The sequence below is a fragment of the Vibrio methylphosphonaticus genome (genome assembly GCF_023634655.1).
GTDB classification, from domain to species: domain Bacteria; phylum Pseudomonadota; class Gammaproteobacteria; order Enterobacterales; family Vibrionaceae; genus Vibrio; species Vibrio methylphosphonaticus.
Window position 1 is genome coordinate 87259 of the sequence record NZ_JAMKMS010000015.1, and the last position, 20424, is coordinate 107682.

At 45.7% G+C, this 20424-nt stretch carries 17 protein-coding genes; 13 read left to right on the top strand and 4 right to left on the bottom strand.

Annotated features, from left to right (window positions below; all coding sequences use genetic code 11):
* Positions 1 to 275: 275 nt before the first annotated feature.
* The 10 genes from M9196_RS17065 (at position 276) to M9196_RS17110 (ending at position 11915) form a co-directional block, all read left to right on the top strand.
* A complete protein-coding gene (locus M9196_RS17065) occupies positions 276 to 2102 on the top strand; it encodes a DUF294 nucleotidyltransferase-like domain-containing protein (protein ID WP_250618721.1) in 1827 nt (608 codons plus the stop codon).
* A gap of 39 nt (positions 2103 to 2141) precedes the next feature.
* Positions 2142 to 2768 carry a 3'-5' exonuclease gene (locus tag M9196_RS17070; RefSeq protein WP_250618722.1) on the top strand — a complete coding sequence of 209 codons (627 nt, stop codon included), beginning with the start codon at positions 2142 to 2144 and terminating at the stop codon, positions 2766 to 2768.
* A 168-nt stretch (positions 2769 to 2936) separates the two neighbouring features.
* Entirely contained in the window at positions 2937 to 4886 is a 1950-nt protein-coding gene (gene acs, locus M9196_RS17075) for an acetate--CoA ligase (protein ID WP_250618723.1), read from the top strand.
* Between the two features lie 273 nt (positions 4887 to 5159).
* Positions 5160 to 5609, top strand: coding sequence for a type II 3-dehydroquinate dehydratase (gene aroQ, locus M9196_RS17080; RefSeq protein ID WP_250618724.1), 450 nt, complete (start codon positions 5160 to 5162; stop codon positions 5607 to 5609).
* Positions 5610 to 5664: 55 nt separating this feature from the next.
* Positions 5665 to 6120, top strand: a complete 456-nt coding sequence (gene accB / locus M9196_RS17085; protein WP_250618725.1) for an acetyl-CoA carboxylase biotin carboxyl carrier protein — start codon at positions 5665 to 5667, stop codon at positions 6118 to 6120.
* A 15-nt stretch (positions 6121 to 6135) separates the two neighbouring features.
* A complete protein-coding gene (accC, locus tag M9196_RS17090) occupies positions 6136 to 7479 on the top strand; it encodes an acetyl-CoA carboxylase biotin carboxylase subunit (RefSeq protein WP_250618726.1) in 1344 nt (447 codons plus the stop codon).
* Between the two features lie 106 nt (positions 7480 to 7585).
* Positions 7586 to 8467, top strand: coding sequence for a 50S ribosomal protein L11 methyltransferase (prmA, locus tag M9196_RS17095; RefSeq protein WP_250618727.1), 882 nt, complete (start codon positions 7586 to 7588; stop codon positions 8465 to 8467).
* 201 nt (positions 8468 to 8668) lie between these two features.
* Positions 8669 to 9637 (top strand): tRNA dihydrouridine synthase DusB, encoded by a 969-nt coding sequence (gene dusB / locus M9196_RS17100; protein WP_250618728.1) that lies wholly within the window; start codon positions 8669 to 8671, stop codon positions 9635 to 9637.
* A gap of 23 nt (positions 9638 to 9660) precedes the next feature.
* A complete protein-coding gene (gene fis / locus M9196_RS17105; RefSeq protein ID WP_006073423.1) occupies positions 9661 to 9957 on the top strand; it encodes a DNA-binding transcriptional regulator Fis in 297 nt (98 codons plus the stop codon).
* 314 nt (positions 9958 to 10271) lie between these two features.
* Positions 10272 to 11915: a methyl-accepting chemotaxis protein gene (locus M9196_RS17110; protein WP_250618729.1), complete on the top strand. Its 1644-nt coding sequence runs from the start codon at positions 10272 to 10274 to the stop codon at positions 11913 to 11915.
* A 45-nt stretch (positions 11916 to 11960) separates the two neighbouring features.
* Here M9196_RS17110 and zntR read toward each other — a convergent pair whose 3' ends face one another.
* The gene (gene zntR, locus M9196_RS17115) at positions 11961 to 12374 is read right to left on the bottom strand and encodes a Zn(2+)-responsive transcriptional regulator (protein ID WP_250618730.1); all 414 of its coding nucleotides are present in this window, start codon (positions 12372 to 12374) and stop codon (positions 11961 to 11963) included.
* 296 nt (positions 12375 to 12670) lie between these two features.
* On the opposite strand from zntR, the gene purH reads away from it, so the two are divergent.
* Complete coding sequence (purH, locus tag M9196_RS17120; protein WP_250618731.1) at positions 12671 to 14263, top strand: bifunctional phosphoribosylaminoimidazolecarboxamide formyltransferase/IMP cyclohydrolase; 1593 nt, start codon at positions 12671 to 12673, stop codon at positions 14261 to 14263.
* A gap of 85 nt (positions 14264 to 14348) precedes the next feature.
* On the top strand, positions 14349 to 15638 hold the full coding sequence (gene purD / locus M9196_RS17125) for a phosphoribosylamine--glycine ligase (protein ID WP_250618732.1): 1290 nt from the start codon (positions 14349 to 14351) through the stop codon (positions 15636 to 15638).
* 108 nt (positions 15639 to 15746) lie between these two features.
* Here purD and M9196_RS17130 read toward each other — a convergent pair whose 3' ends face one another.
* Entirely contained in the window at positions 15747 to 16442 is a 696-nt protein-coding gene (locus M9196_RS17130; RefSeq protein WP_250618733.1) for a DUF1481 domain-containing protein, read from the bottom strand.
* 233 nt (positions 16443 to 16675) lie between these two features.
* Positions 16676 to 16948, bottom strand: coding sequence for a nucleoid-associated protein HU-alpha (hupA, locus tag M9196_RS17135; protein ID WP_250618734.1), 273 nt, complete (start codon positions 16946 to 16948; stop codon positions 16676 to 16678).
* Positions 16949 to 17268: 320 nt separating this feature from the next.
* Between hupA and M9196_RS17140 the strand changes: the two genes are divergently transcribed.
* A complete protein-coding gene (locus M9196_RS17140; RefSeq protein ID WP_250618735.1) occupies positions 17269 to 18396 on the top strand; it encodes a CNNM domain-containing protein in 1128 nt (375 codons plus the stop codon).
* Between the two features lie 90 nt (positions 18397 to 18486).
* On the opposite strand, the gene M9196_RS17145 is transcribed toward M9196_RS17140, so the two are convergent.
* Positions 18487 to 20376, bottom strand: a complete 1890-nt coding sequence (locus tag M9196_RS17145; RefSeq protein WP_250618736.1) for an ATP-dependent zinc protease family protein — start codon at positions 20374 to 20376, stop codon at positions 18487 to 18489.
* Positions 20377 to 20424 lie beyond the last annotated feature (48 nt).

Consider the following 20424-nt stretch of genomic DNA (forward strand, 5'->3'; position numbering starts at 1 on the left):
AAAAAGAAGAAAAAAATCAGGATGGAAGGCCTGATCACAGAGCGAGCGGGCACATTATGCAACGACATGTGTTTCCAAAAAAGGGAATTGTTACTAGAAATAAATTACCTCAAATAATGCACCGTATTGCCATCGGCGCCCCTCACCATTCCATTGCAAATAAACACCTCAAGAAGCATTCAGATAAACATACCTATTCGACTAAAGTCGTCTGGAGGTTAGTGCAATAGTTGTCACAATATGAAATACGGTGAGACAACACAGAGACCCTCAAGATGCCTGACAAATTTAATATGTCGTCGCCTCCGTTCGACCGCTTGTCTGAACGTGAGCAGAATCAGTTACGCTCATCATTAGACGTCGCCTACTTTCGAGAAAAAGATGTCTTACTAAAAAGCCATCAGGTCAGTCAGCATCTCTATATTTTGATTAAAGGATCGGTGGAAGAGCGCGATGAAGATAGCAATGAAATATACGCCCACTACACCTTTGATGACATGTTTGATGTGCGAGCTCAGTTTGGTGACCCAGTAAAGCATCATTACGTCGCCCTTGAAGACACATTGGCGTATTTACTCCCCAAAGCTGTCTTTCTCTCCCTATATCAAGCCAATGGCCAATTTGCCGCCTATTTTGATAGCAATTTAGCCACCAGACAGCAACTGCTCGAAGACGCACAAAAACAACAAAACCTCGCAGAATTCATCCTAACGAAAGTCGATCAAGATATTTACCATCCTGCGTTAATACTGGATGCCGAGCATTCTATTACCGAAGTCACCCAGCTATTGCTTGAGCAAGGTGTGGACGCTGCCCTTGTTGAATTGCACGACAACGACCCTAGAAGGCAAGTACATCCGTCAGCTCTACCTTTTGGCATCGTCACCCGAACCAACATGTTGCACGCCGTCGTTCTGGATCAGTTACCCTGCGATACTTCAATCAGTGATATCGCCACCTTTCCCGTTCATCAAGTTGAAAAAGAGGACTTTCTCTTTAATGCCATGGTCACCATGACAAGACAGCGCGTTAAACGGCTGATGGTGTGCGATGGGGCAAAGCCGGTTGGCATGCTCGACATGACTCAAATTCTCAGTACATTCTCGACTCACTCTCACGTTTTATCGCTCAGTATTGCTCGAGCCAATAGCGTTGAAGAACTCGCTCTAGCATCCACAAAACAACAGCAGCTAGTCGATAGTTTGATGAGCAATGGTATACGTACTCGCTTTATGATGGAGCTTATCTCGGCCGTCAATGAGCAAATCATTGAAAAAGCCTTTGAGTTAATTCTGCCACCCGCCGTTCACAATCACTGTTGTTTTATCGTATTAGGCTCAGAAGGTCGTGGCGAACAAATACTCAAAACCGATCAAGACAATGCGCTTATTTTAGATGATGCTTTAGATTGGCCAGACAAAGAAAAGGTACTAAAAACACTCAGTCACACATTGGCTCGATTAGGCTACCCGCTATGTCCTGGTAACGTTATGGTTAGCAATAAACAGTGGGTCAAGTCTGCTTCTGAATGGCAAGGCCATATCCGACAATTAATTTCTAAAGCGACACCTGACAACGTGATGGAATTGGCGATTCTTGCCGACGCTCGGGCTATCGCAGGAAATCTCACACTTCTTGAGCCAATAAGCTCGTCATTGCGAGAGCAAATGGAAGGACAAGAGCTCATACTCGCAGACTTTACTCGTCCCGCCCTTACTTTTGGTGTGCCACTCACCTTATTTGGTAATGTCAAAGCCTCAAAAGACGGGTTAGATATCAAGCAAGGTGGTATTTTCCCTATCGTTCATGGTGTTCGAGCACTCAGCCTAGAGTATGGCCTACAAGCAACCAACACTTTTGATCGTATCGATCAACTGGTAGAGAAGCGTGTCTTAGAAACCTCGACTGCCGATAATTTATCAGAAGCACTCAAGCAATTTTTCAAACTCAGACTGCAACAACAGCTCACTCATCACCACACACAAAATGCGATTCAGTTAACTCACTTAGAGCGTCCGGAGCGTGACTTATTACGTCACGGACTACATGTAGTAAAAAAATTCAAACAATGGCTTGGCTATCACTACCAAATTCGAATATAGCAACTCAACAATAAGAAACGCCGACGATCAAGGAGCACCATGAACCCCATTCGACGAAATTGGTGGCACTACAAACTTAAAGGCACCAGTTATGCGCCCCTGTTCACTCGCGCCAACAGCGATGAATTTGTGTCACTCGATTGTGAAACAACCAGCCTCGACCCAAACGTGGCTGAAATAGTGACGATTGCAGCAACCAAAATCATTGATAACCGTATTATTACCAGCGCTCCCTTTGAAGTGCACCTTCGTGCCCCCCAATCACTCGATGAAGCGTCGGTAAAAATTCATCATATTACTCATCACGATTTAAAACACGGCATCAGCGAACAAAAAGCAATTACGTCTCTCATTAATTTTATTGGCAATCGCCCTTTAGTCGGTTATCACATTCGCTACGATAAAAAAATCCTCGATCGTGTCACAAAAAAACATCTTGGCTTTCCCCTTCCCAACGCTCTCATTGAAGTCAGTCAACTCTACAATGACAAGCTGCTGAAAACTCTGCCTAACGGCTATTTTGACCTAAGCTTAGAGGCGATTTGTCGGCACTTAGAAATACCCGCCTATAATAAACACGATGCCCTCAACGATGCCAAAGCCGCTGCGCTTGTCTATTTAAAACTGACAAAAGGCACAATGCCGCCCTTTATTCCTCAAAACTAACTTTGCGACTGAGATCTCATTTCAAGCACCATATAAACAGCTGATTTAAAAGCATTTAAAACAAGTACGCCTAAAGTCTAATTGCCGTTTACGCCAATCTAGCCGAGAGTTAGTAGCAGATGTAACTCAGCCCAAGTTGGAAGTGCTCAATTCACAAGGAGAGAAGCAATGAGTGAAGTTCATGTTTATCCGGTAAAAGAAAATATTAAAACGCATACGCACGCGGATAACGACACTTACCTATCCATGTACCAACAGTCCGTTAGCAACCCTGAAGCATTTTGGGGCGAGCACGGCAAGATTGTTGACTGGATCAAACCCTTCACACAGGTGAAAAACACCTCTTTCGATACCGGTCATGTCGATATTCGCTGGTTTGAAGACGGCACACTCAATGTGTCGGCGAACTGTATTGACCGCCACCTCGCTGATAAAGGTGATGATGTGGCGATTATTTGGGAGGGCGATGATCCTGCCGACGATAAAACACTTACTTTCAACGAACTGCACAAAGAAGTGTGTCAGTTTTCAAACGCTCTAAAAGCGCAAGGCGTGAACAAAGGCGACGTTGTGTGTCTGTATATGCCGATGGTTCCTGAAGCGGCTGTTGCCATGCTAGCTTGTACCCGAATCGGCGCCGTTCACACGGTAGTATTTGGCGGATTTTCTCCAGAAGCCTTATCGGGCCGCATTATCGATTCAGATGCAAAAGTGGTGATTACCGCTGATGAAGGTGTTCGTGGCGGTCGCGCCGTGCCACTAAAGAAAAATGTTGATGAAGCCCTGACTAACCCAGACGTGAAAAACATTTCTACCGTAATGGTTCTTAAACGTACTGGTGGTGATGTGGCTTGGCACAGTCATCGTGACGTTTGGTGGCACGAAGCCACAGCAACGGTTTCTGATGTTTGTCCTCCTGAAGAGATGCAAGCGGAAGATCCACTATTTATCCTCTATACCTCAGGGTCAACGGGTAAACCTAAAGGCGTATTGCACACCACTGGCGGTTACTTAGTCTATGCTGCGATGACGTTTAAGTACGTCTTTGACTATCAGCCAGGTGAAACCTTCTGGTGTACTGCCGATGTGGGTTGGATTACGGGTCACACCTACCTCATTTATGGTCCACTTGCTAATGGTGCAAAAACTATTTTGTTTGAAGGCGTGCCAAACTACCCAGATACTAGTCGCATGAGTGAAGTGGTAGACAAGCACCAAGTCAATATTCTCTACACCGCCCCCACGGCCATTCGTGCACTCATGGCGAAAGGGGACGAAGCAGTTAAAGGCACCAAGCGAGACAGTTTAAGAATCATGGGCTCGGTTGGTGAACCGATTAACCCTGAAGCATGGGAGTGGTACTACAAGACGATTGGTAACGAGCAATCTCCAATCGTTGATACGTGGTGGCAAACCGAGACGGGTGGCATTTTGATTACTCCACTACCAGGTGCTACCGACTTGAAACCGGGCTCCGCGAGCAAACCATTTTTTGGTGTTCAACCGGCGCTCGTCGATAACATGGGTAACATCATCGAAGGTGCGACGGACGGCAATCTAGTGATTCTAGATTCTTGGCCTGGACAGATGCGCACCGTCTATGGTGATCACGACCGATTCGAACAAACCTACTTCTCTACTTTTAAAGGCATGTACTTTACCAGCGATGGCGCGCGTCGTGATGAAGATGGTTACTACTGGATCACCGGTCGTGTCGATGACGTCCTCAACGTTTCTGGGCACCGTATGGGAACCGCAGAAATTGAATCGGCATTAGTCGCTTTCGATAAAATTGCGGAAGCCGCGATTGTTGGGATCCCGCATGACATCAAAGGTCAGGCTATCTATGCTTATATCACGCTCAATGATGGTGAATACCCGTCTGCAGAGCTTCATAAGCAAGTAAAAGATTGGGTAAGAAAGGAAATCGGCCCAATCGCCACTCCTGATGTGTTGCATTGGACAGATTCATTACCGAAAACGCGTTCCGGTAAAATTATGCGCCGTATCCTACGTAAAATAGCGACCGGCGATACCAGCAACCTGGGGGATACTTCAACCTTAGCGGATCCAAGCGTCGTTGATAAACTAATCGCAGAAAAAGCCGAACTCGCGTAAGAGCGCAACATATCCACAACAAACCGCCTTATTCTAAGGCGGTTTTTTTGTATCAAGTTTTTTCAGAATTGAGTAAAAACGTGCACTGTGTTGCAAGTTTTCTGACAAAGATAGGGTGATTAGACCAGTAAATTGCTGCTATATGCTGTGAATTAGCTATAATCTTGGTCAACTTTTAAAAAACAGCCAAAATTTGGTATCAAATTAGGTTGGTTTTTATATAAACTTGGGATAAATCACGTTCATTTCACGTTAACAGAAGATGGCAGCATTATGACAGCAAAGTCACGAATTCTAGTTTTAAATGGCCCAAACCTTAACCTATTAGGGCTAAGAGAGCCTGGACACTATGGTTCAGAAACACTATCACAAATTGTTGATAACCTAACTGACTTAGCGCAAACACAGGGCGTCGCCCTAACACATCTGCAATCTAATCGTGAATACGAGCTCATTGAAGCGATACACGCCGCCCATGGTGATATTGATTTTATTATTATCAACCCAGCGGCCTTTACCCACACCAGCGTCGCATTAAGAGATGCGCTGCTTGGCGTTTCAATACCATTTATCGAAGTGCACTTATCAAACGTTCATGCCAGAGAACCATTTCGTCATCACTCTTATTTGTCCGACGTGGCACAGGGTGTGATGTGCGGGTTGGGTTCACAAGGCTATGAATTTGCTCTTTCTGCTGCCATTAAGGCACTGAAAGCAAAATAGATACTCTATGGCTGCGCGGCAGTCATCTGACTCACATTAGAGAAGAGATAGAAACATGGATATTCGTAAAATCAAAAAACTTATCGAACTAGTAGAAGAATCAGGCATTTCTGAGCTAGAAATCTCTGAAGGTGAAGAATCGGTACGAATCAGCCGTAATGGCACAGCACCTGTTGCACCTATTCAATACGCAGCAGCGCCAGCGCCAGTCGCGGCACCGGCACCAGCTGTTGCTTCAGCAGCACCTGCTGCTCCAGAAGCGCCTGCTGCGCCAGCTGGACATCAAGTACTTTCACCAATGGTTGGTACGTTCTACGGCGCGCCAAGTCCTGACGCAAAACCATTCGTAAAAGTTGGTCAACAAGTGAATGCTGGCGATACACTATGTATCGTTGAAGCAATGAAAATGATGAACCAAATTGAATCTGATAAGTCTGGTGTTGTTACCGCTATCCTTGTTGAAGACGGCCAACCAGTTGAGTTCGACCAAGCTCTAGTCATTATCGAATAATAGAGAGCGCTCATTATGTTAGATAAATTAGTAATCGCGAATCGTGGTGAAATTGCACTACGTATTCTGCGCGCTTGTAAAGAGCTAGGCATTAAGACCGTAGCGGTTCACTCCACCGCTGACCGCGATCTTAAGCATGTGCTACTTGCAGACGAAACCATTTGTATCGGTCCAGCTCGTGGCATCGACAGCTACCTTAACATCCCTCGCATTATCAGCGCTGCGGAAGTGACAGGTGCCGTTGCGGTTCACCCAGGCTATGGCTTCCTTTCAGAAAACGCTGACTTTGCTGAACAAGTAGAGCGTAGTGGCTTCATTTTTGTTGGCCCTAAGGCTGAAACCATCCGTATGATGGGTGACAAAGTCTCCGCGATCACTTCAATGAAAAAAGCCGGTGTGCCTTGTGTTCCTGGTTCTGATGGTCCTCTTGATGATGATGAGGCGAAGAACAAAGCACACGCGAAGCGTATTGGCTTCCCTGTTATCATTAAAGCCTCTGGGGGTGGTGGTGGTCGCGGTATGCGTGTGGTTCGCTCTGAAGCGGAACTGACTGAAGCTATCGCAATGACACGTGCCGAAGCAAAAGCTTGTTTCAACAATGACATGGTTTACATGGAAAAATTCCTAGAAAACCCTCGTCATATTGAAGTTCAAGTACTCGCTGACGGCCAAGGCAATGCGATTCACCTTGGTGAGCGTGATTGTTCAATGCAACGTCGTCACCAGAAAGTGGTCGAAGAAGCGCCAGCACCAGGTATTACCGAAGAAATGCGTAAATACATCGGTGAGCGCTGTACTCGTGCGTGTATCGAAATCGGTTACCGTGGCGCTGGTACATTTGAATTCTTGTATGAGAATGGTGAATTCTACTTTATCGAAATGAATACGCGTATTCAGGTGGAACACACGATTACTGAAATGGTAACGGGTATCGACCTTGTTAAGGAGCAGCTACGTATTGCAGCTGGCCAACCGCTTTCATTTACTCAAGATGAAATCAAGCTCCGTGGTCACTCAATCGAGTGCCGAATCAACGCCGAAGACCCAGTTCGCTTCTTACCTTCACCAGGTAAGATCACACGCTTCCATGCTCCTGGTGGCATGGGTGTACGTTGGGAATCGCACATCTATACCGGTTATACCGTACCACCGCATTATGATTCAATGATCGGTAAGCTCATCACTTACGGTGAAAACCGTGATGTGGCGATCGCTCGTATGAAAAATGCATTAGGTGAAATGATTGTCGAAGGTATTAACGTGAATACCGAGCTTCAACTCGCAATCATGAACGATGAAAATTTCCAACATGGTGGTGCGAACATTCACTACTTGGAAAAGAAACTCGGATTACAATAGACCCGTATTCTGATGTTACTAAGCCCACTCATGTGGGCTTTTTTTATACGCTCTTTTCGCTAATCTGCTACACTCTGCGCAAAATTACTCACCATGGACCAGACGCATGCCTTGGATTCAAATCAAACTCAACGCCACAAATGACAACGCTGAACTAATCGGTGATATGTTAATGGAAGAAACAGGCGCGCTGTCTGTTACTTTCCTAGACGCACAAGACACGCCTGTCTTTGAGCCCCTACCGGGTGAGACTCGACTTTGGGGTGATACCGATATTGTTGCCCTTTATGATGCTGAAGCTGACACAAAGCTCGTTCTAGAGCAGATCAAAGCAAGTAACATGTTGGTCGAAGGTTTCGCACACAAAGTTGAACAACTCGAAGACAAGGACTGGGAACGTGAATGGATGGATAACTTCCACCCAATGCAATTTGGTCAACGTTTATGGATTTGCCCAAGCTGGCGTGATGTCCCAGAGCCAGATGCGATCAACGTGATGTTGGATCCTGGTCTAGCATTTGGTACCGGTACCCACCCTACAACTGCACTATGTTTAGAGTGGCTAGAGTCGCTAGACCTCGCTGGTAAAACGGTCATCGATTTTGGTTGTGGTTCAGGTATTCTTGCCATTGCTGCGATCAAACTTGGTGCAGCCAAAGTCATTGGTATCGATATCGACCCGCAAGCTTTGGTCGCCTCAAAAGATAATGCCCAGCGCAACGGGGTGGCCGACCAACTTGAGCTTTACTTACCACAAGACCAGCCTGAGAACCTACTCGCCGACGTCGTGGTAGCAAACATTCTTGCGGGTCCATTACGTGATTTGTCAGCGGTGATCAAATCGCTCGTCAAAGACGAAGGTAAGTTGGCCATGTCAGGCGTTCTTGATACCCAGGCAGAAGATGTCGCCAACTACTATCGTGATGAAATGACGGTTGACCCAATCGTCGAACTCAAAGAATGGTGCCGCATCTCCGCCACTAAATAACTCTTTTTCACAATGAGAAGTCGTTTAACCCGTTAACAAGGGCGACTTCTCATGTTGAATAGCGATTACTTTCACCACTAAAAGGCTGAAAATCAGGCATTTTGCTAAAACAAATTGTAAATGCTCAAATATTAGTCTTTTCACGCATCGAAAAAATGCGTAAAATGCGCGCCCTTGCTTGTGTAAACCTGTGGCGATGTTTTGAAAATCGGAAAATACCAACTTAAGAACAATCTTATCGTCGCTCCTATGGCTGGAGTAACAGATAGGCCCTTTCGTGAGTTGTGTCTTCGTTACGGTGCTGGAATGGCGGTCAGTGAAATGATGTCCTCCAATCCAAAACTGTGGAAAACATCTAAGTCGCAGCAGCGCATGGTGCACGAGGGTGAATCCGGTATTCGCTCCGTGCAAATTGCAGGTGCCGACGCGAAGCTAATGGCTGACGCGGCACAATTCAGTGTTGAGAACGGTGCACAGATCATCGATATCAACATGGGGTGCCCTGCAAAGAAAGTGAATAAAAAGCTAGCGGGCTCTGCATTGCTCAAGCACCCAGAGATTATCGAAGATATTCTGCGTGCTGTTGTAGATGCGGTAGAGGTTCCAGTAACGCTAAAAACCCGTACTGGCTGGGATACAGACAATAAAAACTGTGTCCAAATAGCAAGGCTTGCCGAAGATTGTGGCATACAAGCGCTCGCCCTTCATGGTCGAACTAAAGCTTGTATGTATAAAGGTGAGGCTGAATACGACAGCATCAAAGCGGTTAAAGAGGCAATCTCTATCCCTGTTATCGCTAACGGAGATATAGATAGTCCAGAGAAGGCCAAATTTGTTTTGGACTATACTGGCGCTGACGCTTTGATGATAGGTCGTCCGGCCCAAGGACGGCCATGGATTTTCGAGGAAATCCAACACTATTTGGAAAACGGCACACTGATGCCTGAACGTCCCATTGGAGATGTTGAGGGTATCTTGCTTGGCCATGTTCACGCTCTCCATGAGTTTTATGGTGAGTATTTAGGTCCACGTATCGCGCGCAAGCATGTTGGCTGGTATTTAAAAGAACATGCACAAGCCAGTGAATTTCGTCGTGCCTTTAATGCAATTGAAGTTGCTCACGAGCAGCTAGATTCATTACAAGGCTATTTTAAAAACGTTGCATCATAATTACGAGAAGAGCTAAACCGATTATGTTCGAACAGAATTTGACTTCAGAACCATTGACCGTTACTACAGTAACATCTCAAGACCAGATCACTCAGAAGCCACTACGTGACTCTGTCAAAGCGTCTCTAAAGAACTACCTTGCTCAATTGAATGGTCAAGATGTCACTGAGTTGTATGAACTAGTGTTGGCAGAAGTTGAACAACCACTACTAGACACCATCATGCAGTACACTCGCGGTAACCAAACTCGCGCAGCAACCATGATGGGTATCAACCGCGGTACTCTTCGCAAGAAACTAAAAAAATACGGCATGAACTAATAGGTTCTCGTAACTAGCAAAATACCAAGCCACCTTCGACCAGAAGGTGGCTTTTTTTTACTTTTAACCCAGAGCCTCTCACTGTACTCCGCTCCCCCTTCCTAATAAAAATTGGAGCTAGCTCAAGTCTTAGACTATTGGAGGATAGCATCACGATATGGAATGCCGTAAGGTGAATCCATAACAAATACAAATACCATGAACTATCCGTCAGGCTGCCTAGCTCATTATTAATCATAAAATCAACTTAAAAGTCAGCATGCCAATATTCCCTATTGGTGATGTGTTCACTTTAAGAAAAAGGAGTTCTTAAGATGAATACCCAATTCTTGCGCCGCATGTCTATTCAGAGCCGTTTGTATCTATTGATATTGGTTGTTTCTGTTGCCCTGCTCATCCCTCTAGTTCTGTCGTTAGTAGACTACGACAGAGCTCTGACGGAAGCGAAACAAACTAAAACCCGCCACCTTGTTGAGAGCGCCTATACGCTCGTGAATCATTACTACCAAAAACAGCAATCCGGAGCCCTAACACAAACCGAGGCTCAATCAGCAGCGAGCCAAGCAATCCAAACGCTGCGTTATGAAACTCACGATTACTTTTGGATTAATGACATGACACCCAACATGATCATGCACCCATTAAAACCCAAATTGGTTGGACAGAACTTAAGCCAAATTTCTGACCCTAATGGCAAACGCTTATTTGTCGATATGGTTGAGGTCGCCAAAAGCAAACAAGCAGGCTTTGTCAGCTATATGTGGCCAAAGCCGGGTGCTGATGCTCCCGTAGAAAAAATCTCCTATATAAAAGCTTTTAATCCTTGGGGATGGATCATTGGCACCGGCGTTTATGTCGATGATATTCAAGCTCTCGTCTGGGGCGAAATCAAGAAAGTCATGATGTCCGTCGTGGTGGCTTTTATCTTTATGCTCGCCCTTGCCACTTGGCTCAGCCGTAGCATTGTCACACCGTGCAAGGAGACATTAGACGCGCTAAACGATATTGCCAGCGGGGATGGCGACCTATCACGCCAACTACCAGAAAAAGGCGCTGATGAACTAAGTCAGATTGCCGCAGCATTTAACCGCTTTACCAACAAACTTGGTGTCATAATTAGTGATATTAAGCCCGTTACGGAAAACATTACTGAAGCAGCGGTGTCACTAAACAACGTTGCACAAGGCAGCGCGAGTAAATCACAGCAACAACAACAGGCCGTCGACACTGTTGCCTCTGCAATGAATGAACTTCATGCTAGCAACCAAGAAGTCGCCAACTCAGCTCAACACGCTGCAAGCGCAGCAAAGCAAGCCAGTGAGCAAGGCAAACACGGCACACAAGTTATTGAGTTGGCATCAAGCTACATGCAGTCTTTATCGGTTCGCCTAACTGAGACTGAAGCGAATATTCAAATGCTCGCGAATGATACTCAGGAAGTGGGGTCTGTTCTGGAAGTTATTCGAGGGGTCGCAGAGCAAACCAATTTATTGGCACTCAACGCCGCGATTGAGGCTGCGAGAGCAGGTGAACAAGGGCGAGGGTTTGCTGTCGTGGCCGATGAAGTGAGAACACTGGCGACTCGAACCCAAACCAGCACTGATGAGATAGAGCAAATTATTCAAAAGCTGCAATCTCAAGCATCAGAAGTCAGCCAATCAATGACTCAAACACAGCAACAGTCACAAGCGACACTAGAACAAGCTGCGAATGCGAAACAAGCGCTCACGGAAATTGATGATCAGGTAAATGCCATCCTTTCACTCAATCAACAAATTGCCGAAGCCAGTTCACAGCAAACACTGGCAACCGATGAAATCAGTCAGAACCTAACACAGATTGCCGATCACGGTAGTCAGTCTGCAATTGAAGCAAAATCACTTGCAGATGCTAGCGAACGTCTTTTAGAAGATGGGCAGACGCTAGCAAATGGCGTTGGGGCATTTAAGGTCTCGTAACACACCAAGGTAGTGCCTAAAAAGTAGAGCCCAAAAACCCAGTTTTTAGGCTCTACCTTCTCCGGATTCTAAGGCGGCAAGTATCGAGCAGTGACTGGCATCATGCTCATGACCACAGCAAGCATCATTAATTTTCTTTAGGGCAGAGCGGATTCTCGTGAGCTCTGCAATTTTTTGATCGATCACCGCTAATTTAGCAGACGTAATCGCTTTGACTTCCGAGCAACTATGTTCTGTCGCTTCCAGCTTTATGCCCAGCAACTCTTTAATTTCATCGAGGCTCAGCCCCAACTCTTTCGCTTTCAGAATAAAGATAACCTGCCTTTGGCTTTCCTCATTATAAAGCCGGTAACCCGATTCACTGCGCCCTGCAGGAGCGATTAACTGGTTTTTTTCATAAAACCGCAACGTATCCGCGGTTACCTTGCAGCGTTTTGCTAACTCACCTATCTGAAACATAACCTTTTAATTTAACCTCTTCGTTACAATGCAAACCTAAAATCCATTTTTATGCACTTTTTTTTGCGATGCCAAACGATTGCGCGAGCTTTTTTGTAATAGATTGGTTAGAATACGCGCCAACAGCATCATCGATGTTTTTTTGTGCAAGGGTCATTGCCCAAATAGATAATAAGCGCTCTAGAAGGCGCTGCAAAGTAATCTGTTTTGGCAACAATCTTTTAGCCGTGAGTAAGCATAATCACAACGCCTACCCACAGCAACGTTAACTCTGTGACTTTGAGGAAGACAGAAGCATGAATAACGCTCGTCCAATTCGCCGCGCTCTTATCAGCGTATCTGACAAAACTGGTATTGTTGAGTTTGCACAAGCACTCTCACAACGTGGTGTTGATATCCTTTCTACTGGTGGCACGGCTCGCCTACTTGCTGAGCAGGGCATTGCAGTAACAGAAGTATCTGATTACACAGGATTTCCTGAGATGATGGATGGTCGTGTAAAAACACTGCATCCAAAAGTTCACGGTGGTGTTTTAGGCCGTCGCGGCCAAGATGATGACGTGATGGAAACTCACGGTATCAATCCAATCGATATGGTTGTTGTAAACCTATACCCATTCGCAGAAACCGTTGCTAAAGAAGGTTGTACTCTTGCTGACGCTGTTGAGAACATCGACATCGGTGGTCCAACAATGGTTCGCTCTGCTGCGAAAAACCACAAAGACGTGACTATCGTTGTTAACGCACACGACTACGAACGCGTTGTCGCTGAAATGGACGCTAACGAGAAATCTCTAACGCTAGAGACTCGCTTCGACCTCGCTATCGCAGCATTCGAGCATACTGCTTCTTACGACGGCATGATCGCAAACTACTTCGGCACTATGGTTCCTAGTTACGGCGAGAACAAGGAAGGCGACGAAGCGTCTAAATTCCCTCGCACGTTCAACCAGCAGTTCGAGAAAAAACAAGACATGCGCTACGGTGAAAACAGCCACCAAGCCGCTGCTTTCTACGTTGAAGCGAACCCTGAAGAAGCGTCTGTATCTACAGCTCGTCAAATCCAAGGTAAAGCCCTTTCTTACAACAACATCGCTGACACTGACGCAGCACTTGAGTGTGTGAAAGAGTTCGACCAGCCAGCATGTGTGATTGTTAAGCACGCTAACCCATGTGGTGTTGCACTAGGTGAAGACATTCTAGAAGCTTACGACCGTGCATTCAAAACAGACCCAACGTCTGCATTTGGCGGCATCATCGCTTTCAACCGTGAACTAGATGCTGCAACAGCAACGGCGATCACCGAGCGTCAATTCGTTGAAGTTATCATTGCACCATCAGTTTCTGCTGAAGCAGTAGAAATCGTAGCGGCTAAGAAAAACCTTCGCCTACTTGAGTGTGGTGAGTGGACAACGAAGACAACTGGCTTTGACGTAAAACGCGTTAACGGTGGTTTGCTCGTTCAAGACCGCGACCAAGGCATGGTTTCTGAAGATGACCTGAAAGTGGTTTCTAAGCGCCAACCTACAGCGGAAGAGCTAAAAGACGCTCTATTCTGCTGGAAAGTAGCGAAGTACGTTAAATCGAACGCTATCGTTTACTCAAAAGGCGACATGACGATTGGTGTAGGCGCTGGCCAAATGAGCCGTGTTTACTCGGCGAAAATCGCAGGCATTAAAGCGGCAGACGAAGGTCTACAGGTTGAAGGTTGTGTCATGGCATCTGACGCGTTCTTCCCATTCCGTGACGGTATCGACGCGGCAGCGGAAGCTGGCATCAAGTGTGTTATCCAACCGGGCGGCTCTATGCGTGATGACGAAGTTATCGCTGCAGCCGACGAACACGGCATGGCGATGATCTTTACAGGCATGCGTCACTTCCGCCACTAATATTTAGTTTATCTAAACGATTAGTAGCTATCGAGCCTCTCAAATTTGAGGGGCTTTTAAGAATTAAAGACTTAAGGATTGAAACATGAACGTATTAATCATCGGTGCTGGCGGTAGAGAGCATGCTTTAGGCTGGAAAGCAGCTCAAAATCCAAACGTTGAAACCGTATTCATCGCTCCTGGTAACGCAGGTACTGCACTTGAGCCTAAACTTGAGAACGTAAACATCGGTGTTGAAGACATCGCAGGTTTAGTCGCGTTTGCTCAAGAGAAAAAAATCGAACTGACTATCGTTGGCCCGGAAGCGCCATTAGTGATTGGTGTGGTTGATGCATTCCGCGAAGTGGGTCTTCCTATCTTTGGTCCAACTCAAGCAGCAGCACAGCTTGAAGGTTCGAAAGCATTCACTAAAGATTTCCTAGCTCGTCATGACATCCCAACGGGTTACTACGCAAACTTCACTGAGATTGAACCAGCTATCGCTTACGTACGTGAGCAAGGTGCGCCAATCGTCGTCAAAGCTGACGGTCTTGCGGCAGGCAAAGGCGTTATCGTTGCGATGACACTTGAAGAAGCAGAAGACGCAATCAAAGACATGCTAGCGGGCAACGCCTTCGGCGAAGCTGGCAGCCGCGTGGTTATCGAAGAGTTCCTTGAAGGCGAAGAAGCAAGCTTCATCGTCATGGTTGACGGTTCTAGCGTTCTTCCTATGGCCACCAGCCAAGATCACAAACGTGTTGGCGACAAAGACACGGGTCCTAATACTGGCGGTATGGGTGCTTACTCTCCAGCTCCAGTTGTGACGCCTGAAATCCACAACCGTATCCTTGAGGAAGTTATCTACCCAACGGTACGTGGTATGGACGCAGAAGGCGCACCTTACACTGGTTTCCTTTATGCTGGCCTAATGATCGATGCTGACGGCACACCTAAAGTTATCGAATACAACTGCCGCTTCGGCGATCCAGAAACGCAGCCTATCATGATGCGTATGGAGTCAGACCTTGTTGAGCTTTGCCTAATGGCTATCGACGAGAAACTAGACGAAGCAGAATCAAAGTGGGATCCACGCGCTTCTATCGGTGTTGTTCTTGCGGCTGGCGGTTACCCTGCTGACTACGCAAAAGGTGACGTAATTTCACTACCAACAAGCGAAGTTGAAGGCCAAAAGGTTTTCCACGCGGGTACGACAAATAACGACGCTGGCGATGTGGTGACAAACGGTGGTCGCGTACTTTGTGCAACGGCACTGGGTAACACGGTTTCTGAAGCTCAAGAGCGCGCTTATGCATTGACTAAGCAAGTTAGCTGGAATGGTATGTTCCATCGTAATGACATTGGCTATCGTGCCATTGAGCGTGAGCAACAAAAGTAGTCTTTATCTAATTCTACAGAATACTGTACCAAGAAGGGCGCCATAACGGCGCCCTTCTTTTATCGTTCAGAAATAGTGATTGCTACTTGCTGTGCTGCTTAATACTTGCTATTCATCGGCAATGAGAATCGGTCTTTCAATACAATCGGTATCGCCTTCAGATAACATCAGTAATTGCTCTACACGCGCCCCTGTTAAACGTGTGCTACCCAAGAAGGCTACGTAGCTCTCTACCGCAGCTAGCCTTTGCACGACGAAGTCTGGTAACGTTTGCTCAAACTTAATGTTTTGCAAAGCGATACCATTGCAGGTTTCCAATGTTTCGCCATCCCAATGGCCCTGAATGAGCTCTAAACCATCTCTATCTTGCTCTTTGACTCGCTCGGTAAGTAATGTGGCTTCTCGCTGATAGTTCTCAAGCTGAGCCGATTTGATTGGTAGCACTTTGCCATTACGACGATACTGTTGGTAAATCGCCTCGCCATTTTTATTAAAACGCACATGGATTCGGTATTCTACGGGTTGGTTTGGCGGATCATTTTGCAATCCTTCGCGCACGAACTCACGCAACTCACCACCACTCCATCGATAATTAGACTTATACCAGCCGTAATCATTCATATTGACATATTCCGCCGCGGTATACGGCTGAGTCAAACGCTCCGTGTACCAGTAAAGGCTAGTCGCATCACCAAGAGTTTGCCCTCCAGTAAACTGAGAGTACTGGTTAATACTAGGCGTTGGCGTTGAGGAACACCCAATTAAGGCAACCGTGAGTAGTGATAGCAGTAGCGTCTTTTTCATTTACGTTCTATGACCTCAAATGATCGATACTATCGAGAGAATAAGCAGCGTTTGTTGGAAAGTGTGTTTATGATAAGACCATAAAAATGGCAGGACGTTCATATCAGTTTAGTATCTTAGAAAGGGAAGTATTGTTAAAACAACGAAAGATAAGGCTTGAGTAGGTTTACCAATAGTCCTCTTTGATAGTAACAACAGCACCGATGATACCAATATCATCGGTGCTGTTTTAATTACTTAACTGCGTCTTTAAGCGCTTTGCCTGAAACGAATGCAGGTACGTTAGCAGCAGCGATTTGGATCTCGTCACCCGTTTTAGGGTTACGGCCCGTACGTGCAGCGCGGTGATTAACTTTAAACGTACCGAAACCAATTAGTTGAACTTGGTCACCTTCACTTAGTGCTTCAGAAACACCTGAAAGCGTTGCTTCAAGAGCTGCTTTTGCTTGTGCTTTAGATAGGTCAGCTTTTTCAGCGATAAAGTCGATTAATTGGGTCTTATTCATTAGGTTTCCCTTCTTTCATGTTATCGAATTAAATCCCACTCTAAATCATAAAGCCCCCATCTGGCAAAGGTTTGTAGAGCATCTTTATCACTAATGACTGAGATTTCGCCGTTTTATGAGCATTAACTCACAATTTGTTACCCTATGATTGAATTTGAAACCTTGTAATTTGTGTCATAAAGTCCCATAAAGGCACTGCTGCACAAGTGATAAGCCTGATGAATCCATTGGAGCAGCCCTATTTTATTAACACTCACCAACAATGCACAGGCTGAAGTTTCAGCAAAGTTAGGTTGATGTGTGTACACACTAGGACATAAATGTTTCTCTTAACGATATATATTTCGGTTGCGATCGGTGTTTCTTTTATCTGTTCGGTATTGGAAGCGGTGCTACTTAGTATTACACCAAGCTACCTTGCTCAGCTGCGACAAAAGGAACACCCTGCAGCGGGAAGACTGGCGAAACTAAAAGCCGATATCGATCGCCCACTCGCCTCTATCCTAACGCTCAATACCATCGCCCACACCATTGGTGCGGCAACAGCAGGCGCGCAAGCCGCTGTGGTATTTGGCAGCGAATGGTTAGGGGTATTTTCTGCAGTACTCACGCTTGGTATCTTAGTACTGTCGGAGATCGTTCCGAAAACTATCGGTGCGACCTACTGGCGCCAACTCGCACCTTCAGCAGCAACTACACTGCGCTGGATGGTATGGGCATTAACGCCGTTTGTTTGGTTCTCCGAGCAAATCACTAAGCGTCTCGCCCGCGGCCATGAAGCACCAAAGATGCGTGATGAGCTGTCTGCGATGGCACTGCTCGCAAAAGAAAGCGGAGAGTTTGCTGAGGGTGAATCGAATATATTGACGAACATCCTTAATATACAAGATATCCCGGTCACTCATGTAATGACACCAAGACCGGTAGTGTTTCGTGTGCCCGCAGAAATGACCATTAACGAGTTTCTCGACCAACACAAAGACACGCCGTTTTCTCGCCCACTGATTTATCGTGAGCAAAAAGACAACATCTTAGGTTTTGTGCATCGCCTTGAGCTATTTAAGCTTCAACAGCAAGGTGCAGGGGATCAGCAGTTAGGTGCGGTCATGCGCCCTATTCATGTGCTGTTTAACACTATCATGTTGCCTAAAGCCTTTGAAAAAATGATGGCAGAGCGATTACATATCGCCATCATTGTTGATGAGTACGGCACGATTCAAGGCATCATTACCCTAGAAGATATCTTCGAGCACTTACTCGGCCAAGAGATTGTCGATGAAGCAGACAAAACCACAGACATGCAAGAGCTCGCCTCACAACGCTGGGAGCATTGGAAAGAAAAGCATAGCATGATTGATGGTTCTGATGAGGACGATGAAGAGCTCAAAGATAAGCCTTCAGATAAGCCGTCAGAGTCCGCAGAAAAGAAAAGCTCTGACCAATCATAGTTCTAGCTTCTAGCTTCTAGCTTCTAGCAATATTAAAAAAGCGCCAGTGAGAATCCTCACTGGCGCTTTTTATTCTATCGGTAATATGATTTAGTGACTGCCTATCTCGTTACCCAGTAAAAAGTTTTCGTCACTACTCACCACTACGCCATATTTGAGGAAGTTTTTCCCCAAAATCATGCTGTAATGAAAGCGAGAACGGTCTTGTAGATTCACCTTAACAGTTTTCTCCACATCCCCTAATTTCACCCTCATCTCAACGACCGGGCGGACATTGGCTTTTTCACCTTGCTTGGCCTTAATGCGCATAACGTCCACCACTTCACGAGTAAACGTCTGCTTCATATCCATGTCATTTGCATAGGTAAATGTGACCATTTTTTTACCGTCTTTTTCAAATTGCTTAATATCCAATGCATTCATTGAGCTAACATCGGCACCCGTGTCTAATTTAACTGGGAATTGCAGCCCTTCGACGGTGGCATTTTCAATATGTCCAGCTGTGAATACAGGATATGCATCAAGCAAATTTTCGCTTCGTGTATTCACTAAAACGCCAGATTTCTTGGTTTTCTTACCAATGATAAAATACGGCTGGTCACCTTCATCACTATCAAGTGCTTCTAGAGCAAACTCAACATTAACGTCCTTCCCCCCCACGATAAATTCACCATCTACAACGGGTCTCACCGTGTCACCCACTTTAATTTTTCGCAAAATGGTTTTACGAATAATCTCATCGTTTCCAAGATCATTAGAGAGGTAGTACTCAACTTTATCTCGCCCTTTCGCCTCAATCATTTCAAAACTGGAGACCTTAAGCAGAGGGGTGCTAACGGTAAAAGAAGGCTCTGCATCCAATTTATGCCCATCTAAAATCAATGTTTCTACCGGAGAAACAACAAGTGGGTTATCGCTCATTCTCGCTTTAAAGCTTTGCTTTTTCTTTGTCAGTTTATTCTTAGCTTGAGTATCAACAATGAAATGCTGATTGATCGTATTCAAACCTAGGCGTAGTTGAGTGCTATTTTTCGAACGGTCTTTCAGATAGACCAAAATTGGCTGTTCAAATTCCTTTTCCCCTTTAAAGGTCACGTAAACCATAGGGTATTCATTATCACCAATCGACAGCATTTTCACTAAAGGATAGGTCACCGATTTTGATTGTTTATCCTTACCCGATAAATCAAAGGTGACACTGCCATCTTTTTGATTCAATTTAATATTCTGAGCATTCAAAATGCTGTAATTATTCTTAAGTGAAAGGCTAACATCGACATTCACGCCGTCAACGGAACCCACCTCACGACGACCAATCACCTGCGCCTCTTTCTGCGCTTGTAAATAATCATACCCAGCCATCACCCAAGCGTTATTCGCTAAGAAGGTTTTACCAACTAAAATAGGCGCGCTAAAACCACTGCGGTCTGTCAGATTCACTTCTGTTTCAACCGTTTTTCCAGCGATGGTCATTGGGAGGATCACTACCGGACGGTAAATTGGTGTGCTGCTTGTGCGGCTTCGAATCACACTTGTTCTCGCCAACGGGCGTTCCAATGTGATTTTTTCACCACTATAAGGGTGGCGTACCGAGAAGCGCACAATACCTTGGAAATTACGCTGCTCATTATCAAATTCTTCTAGCCACCAGTCACTCGCCGAACCGCCGTATTCATCGACGATGGTTTGTAGTAGCTTTTCATTACTGAGCCCTTGATATTTGGGGTTGTTGCTGATGACTTCAATATCTTCAGCATGCATCGACGTCGTGTCAGCACCCGTGTCGATCTTCCCGACAAACGGCACTCCCTCCAACTTTTCAATACCTTGATAGTAAACATTTTCAACACGACCTAAAACGATCTTATCCTCGATCGTTAGTAGCGGAGCTTGAGTCGTAGAAAGATCAGGTGCAGCCATTGCCCACCCACTGGTCATAGAGGCAAGAATTAACGCCAATTTAATTGCTGATTTCTTCATTATAATACATCCATTCACTGACCGACCGACTAATGGTATTCAATTCAT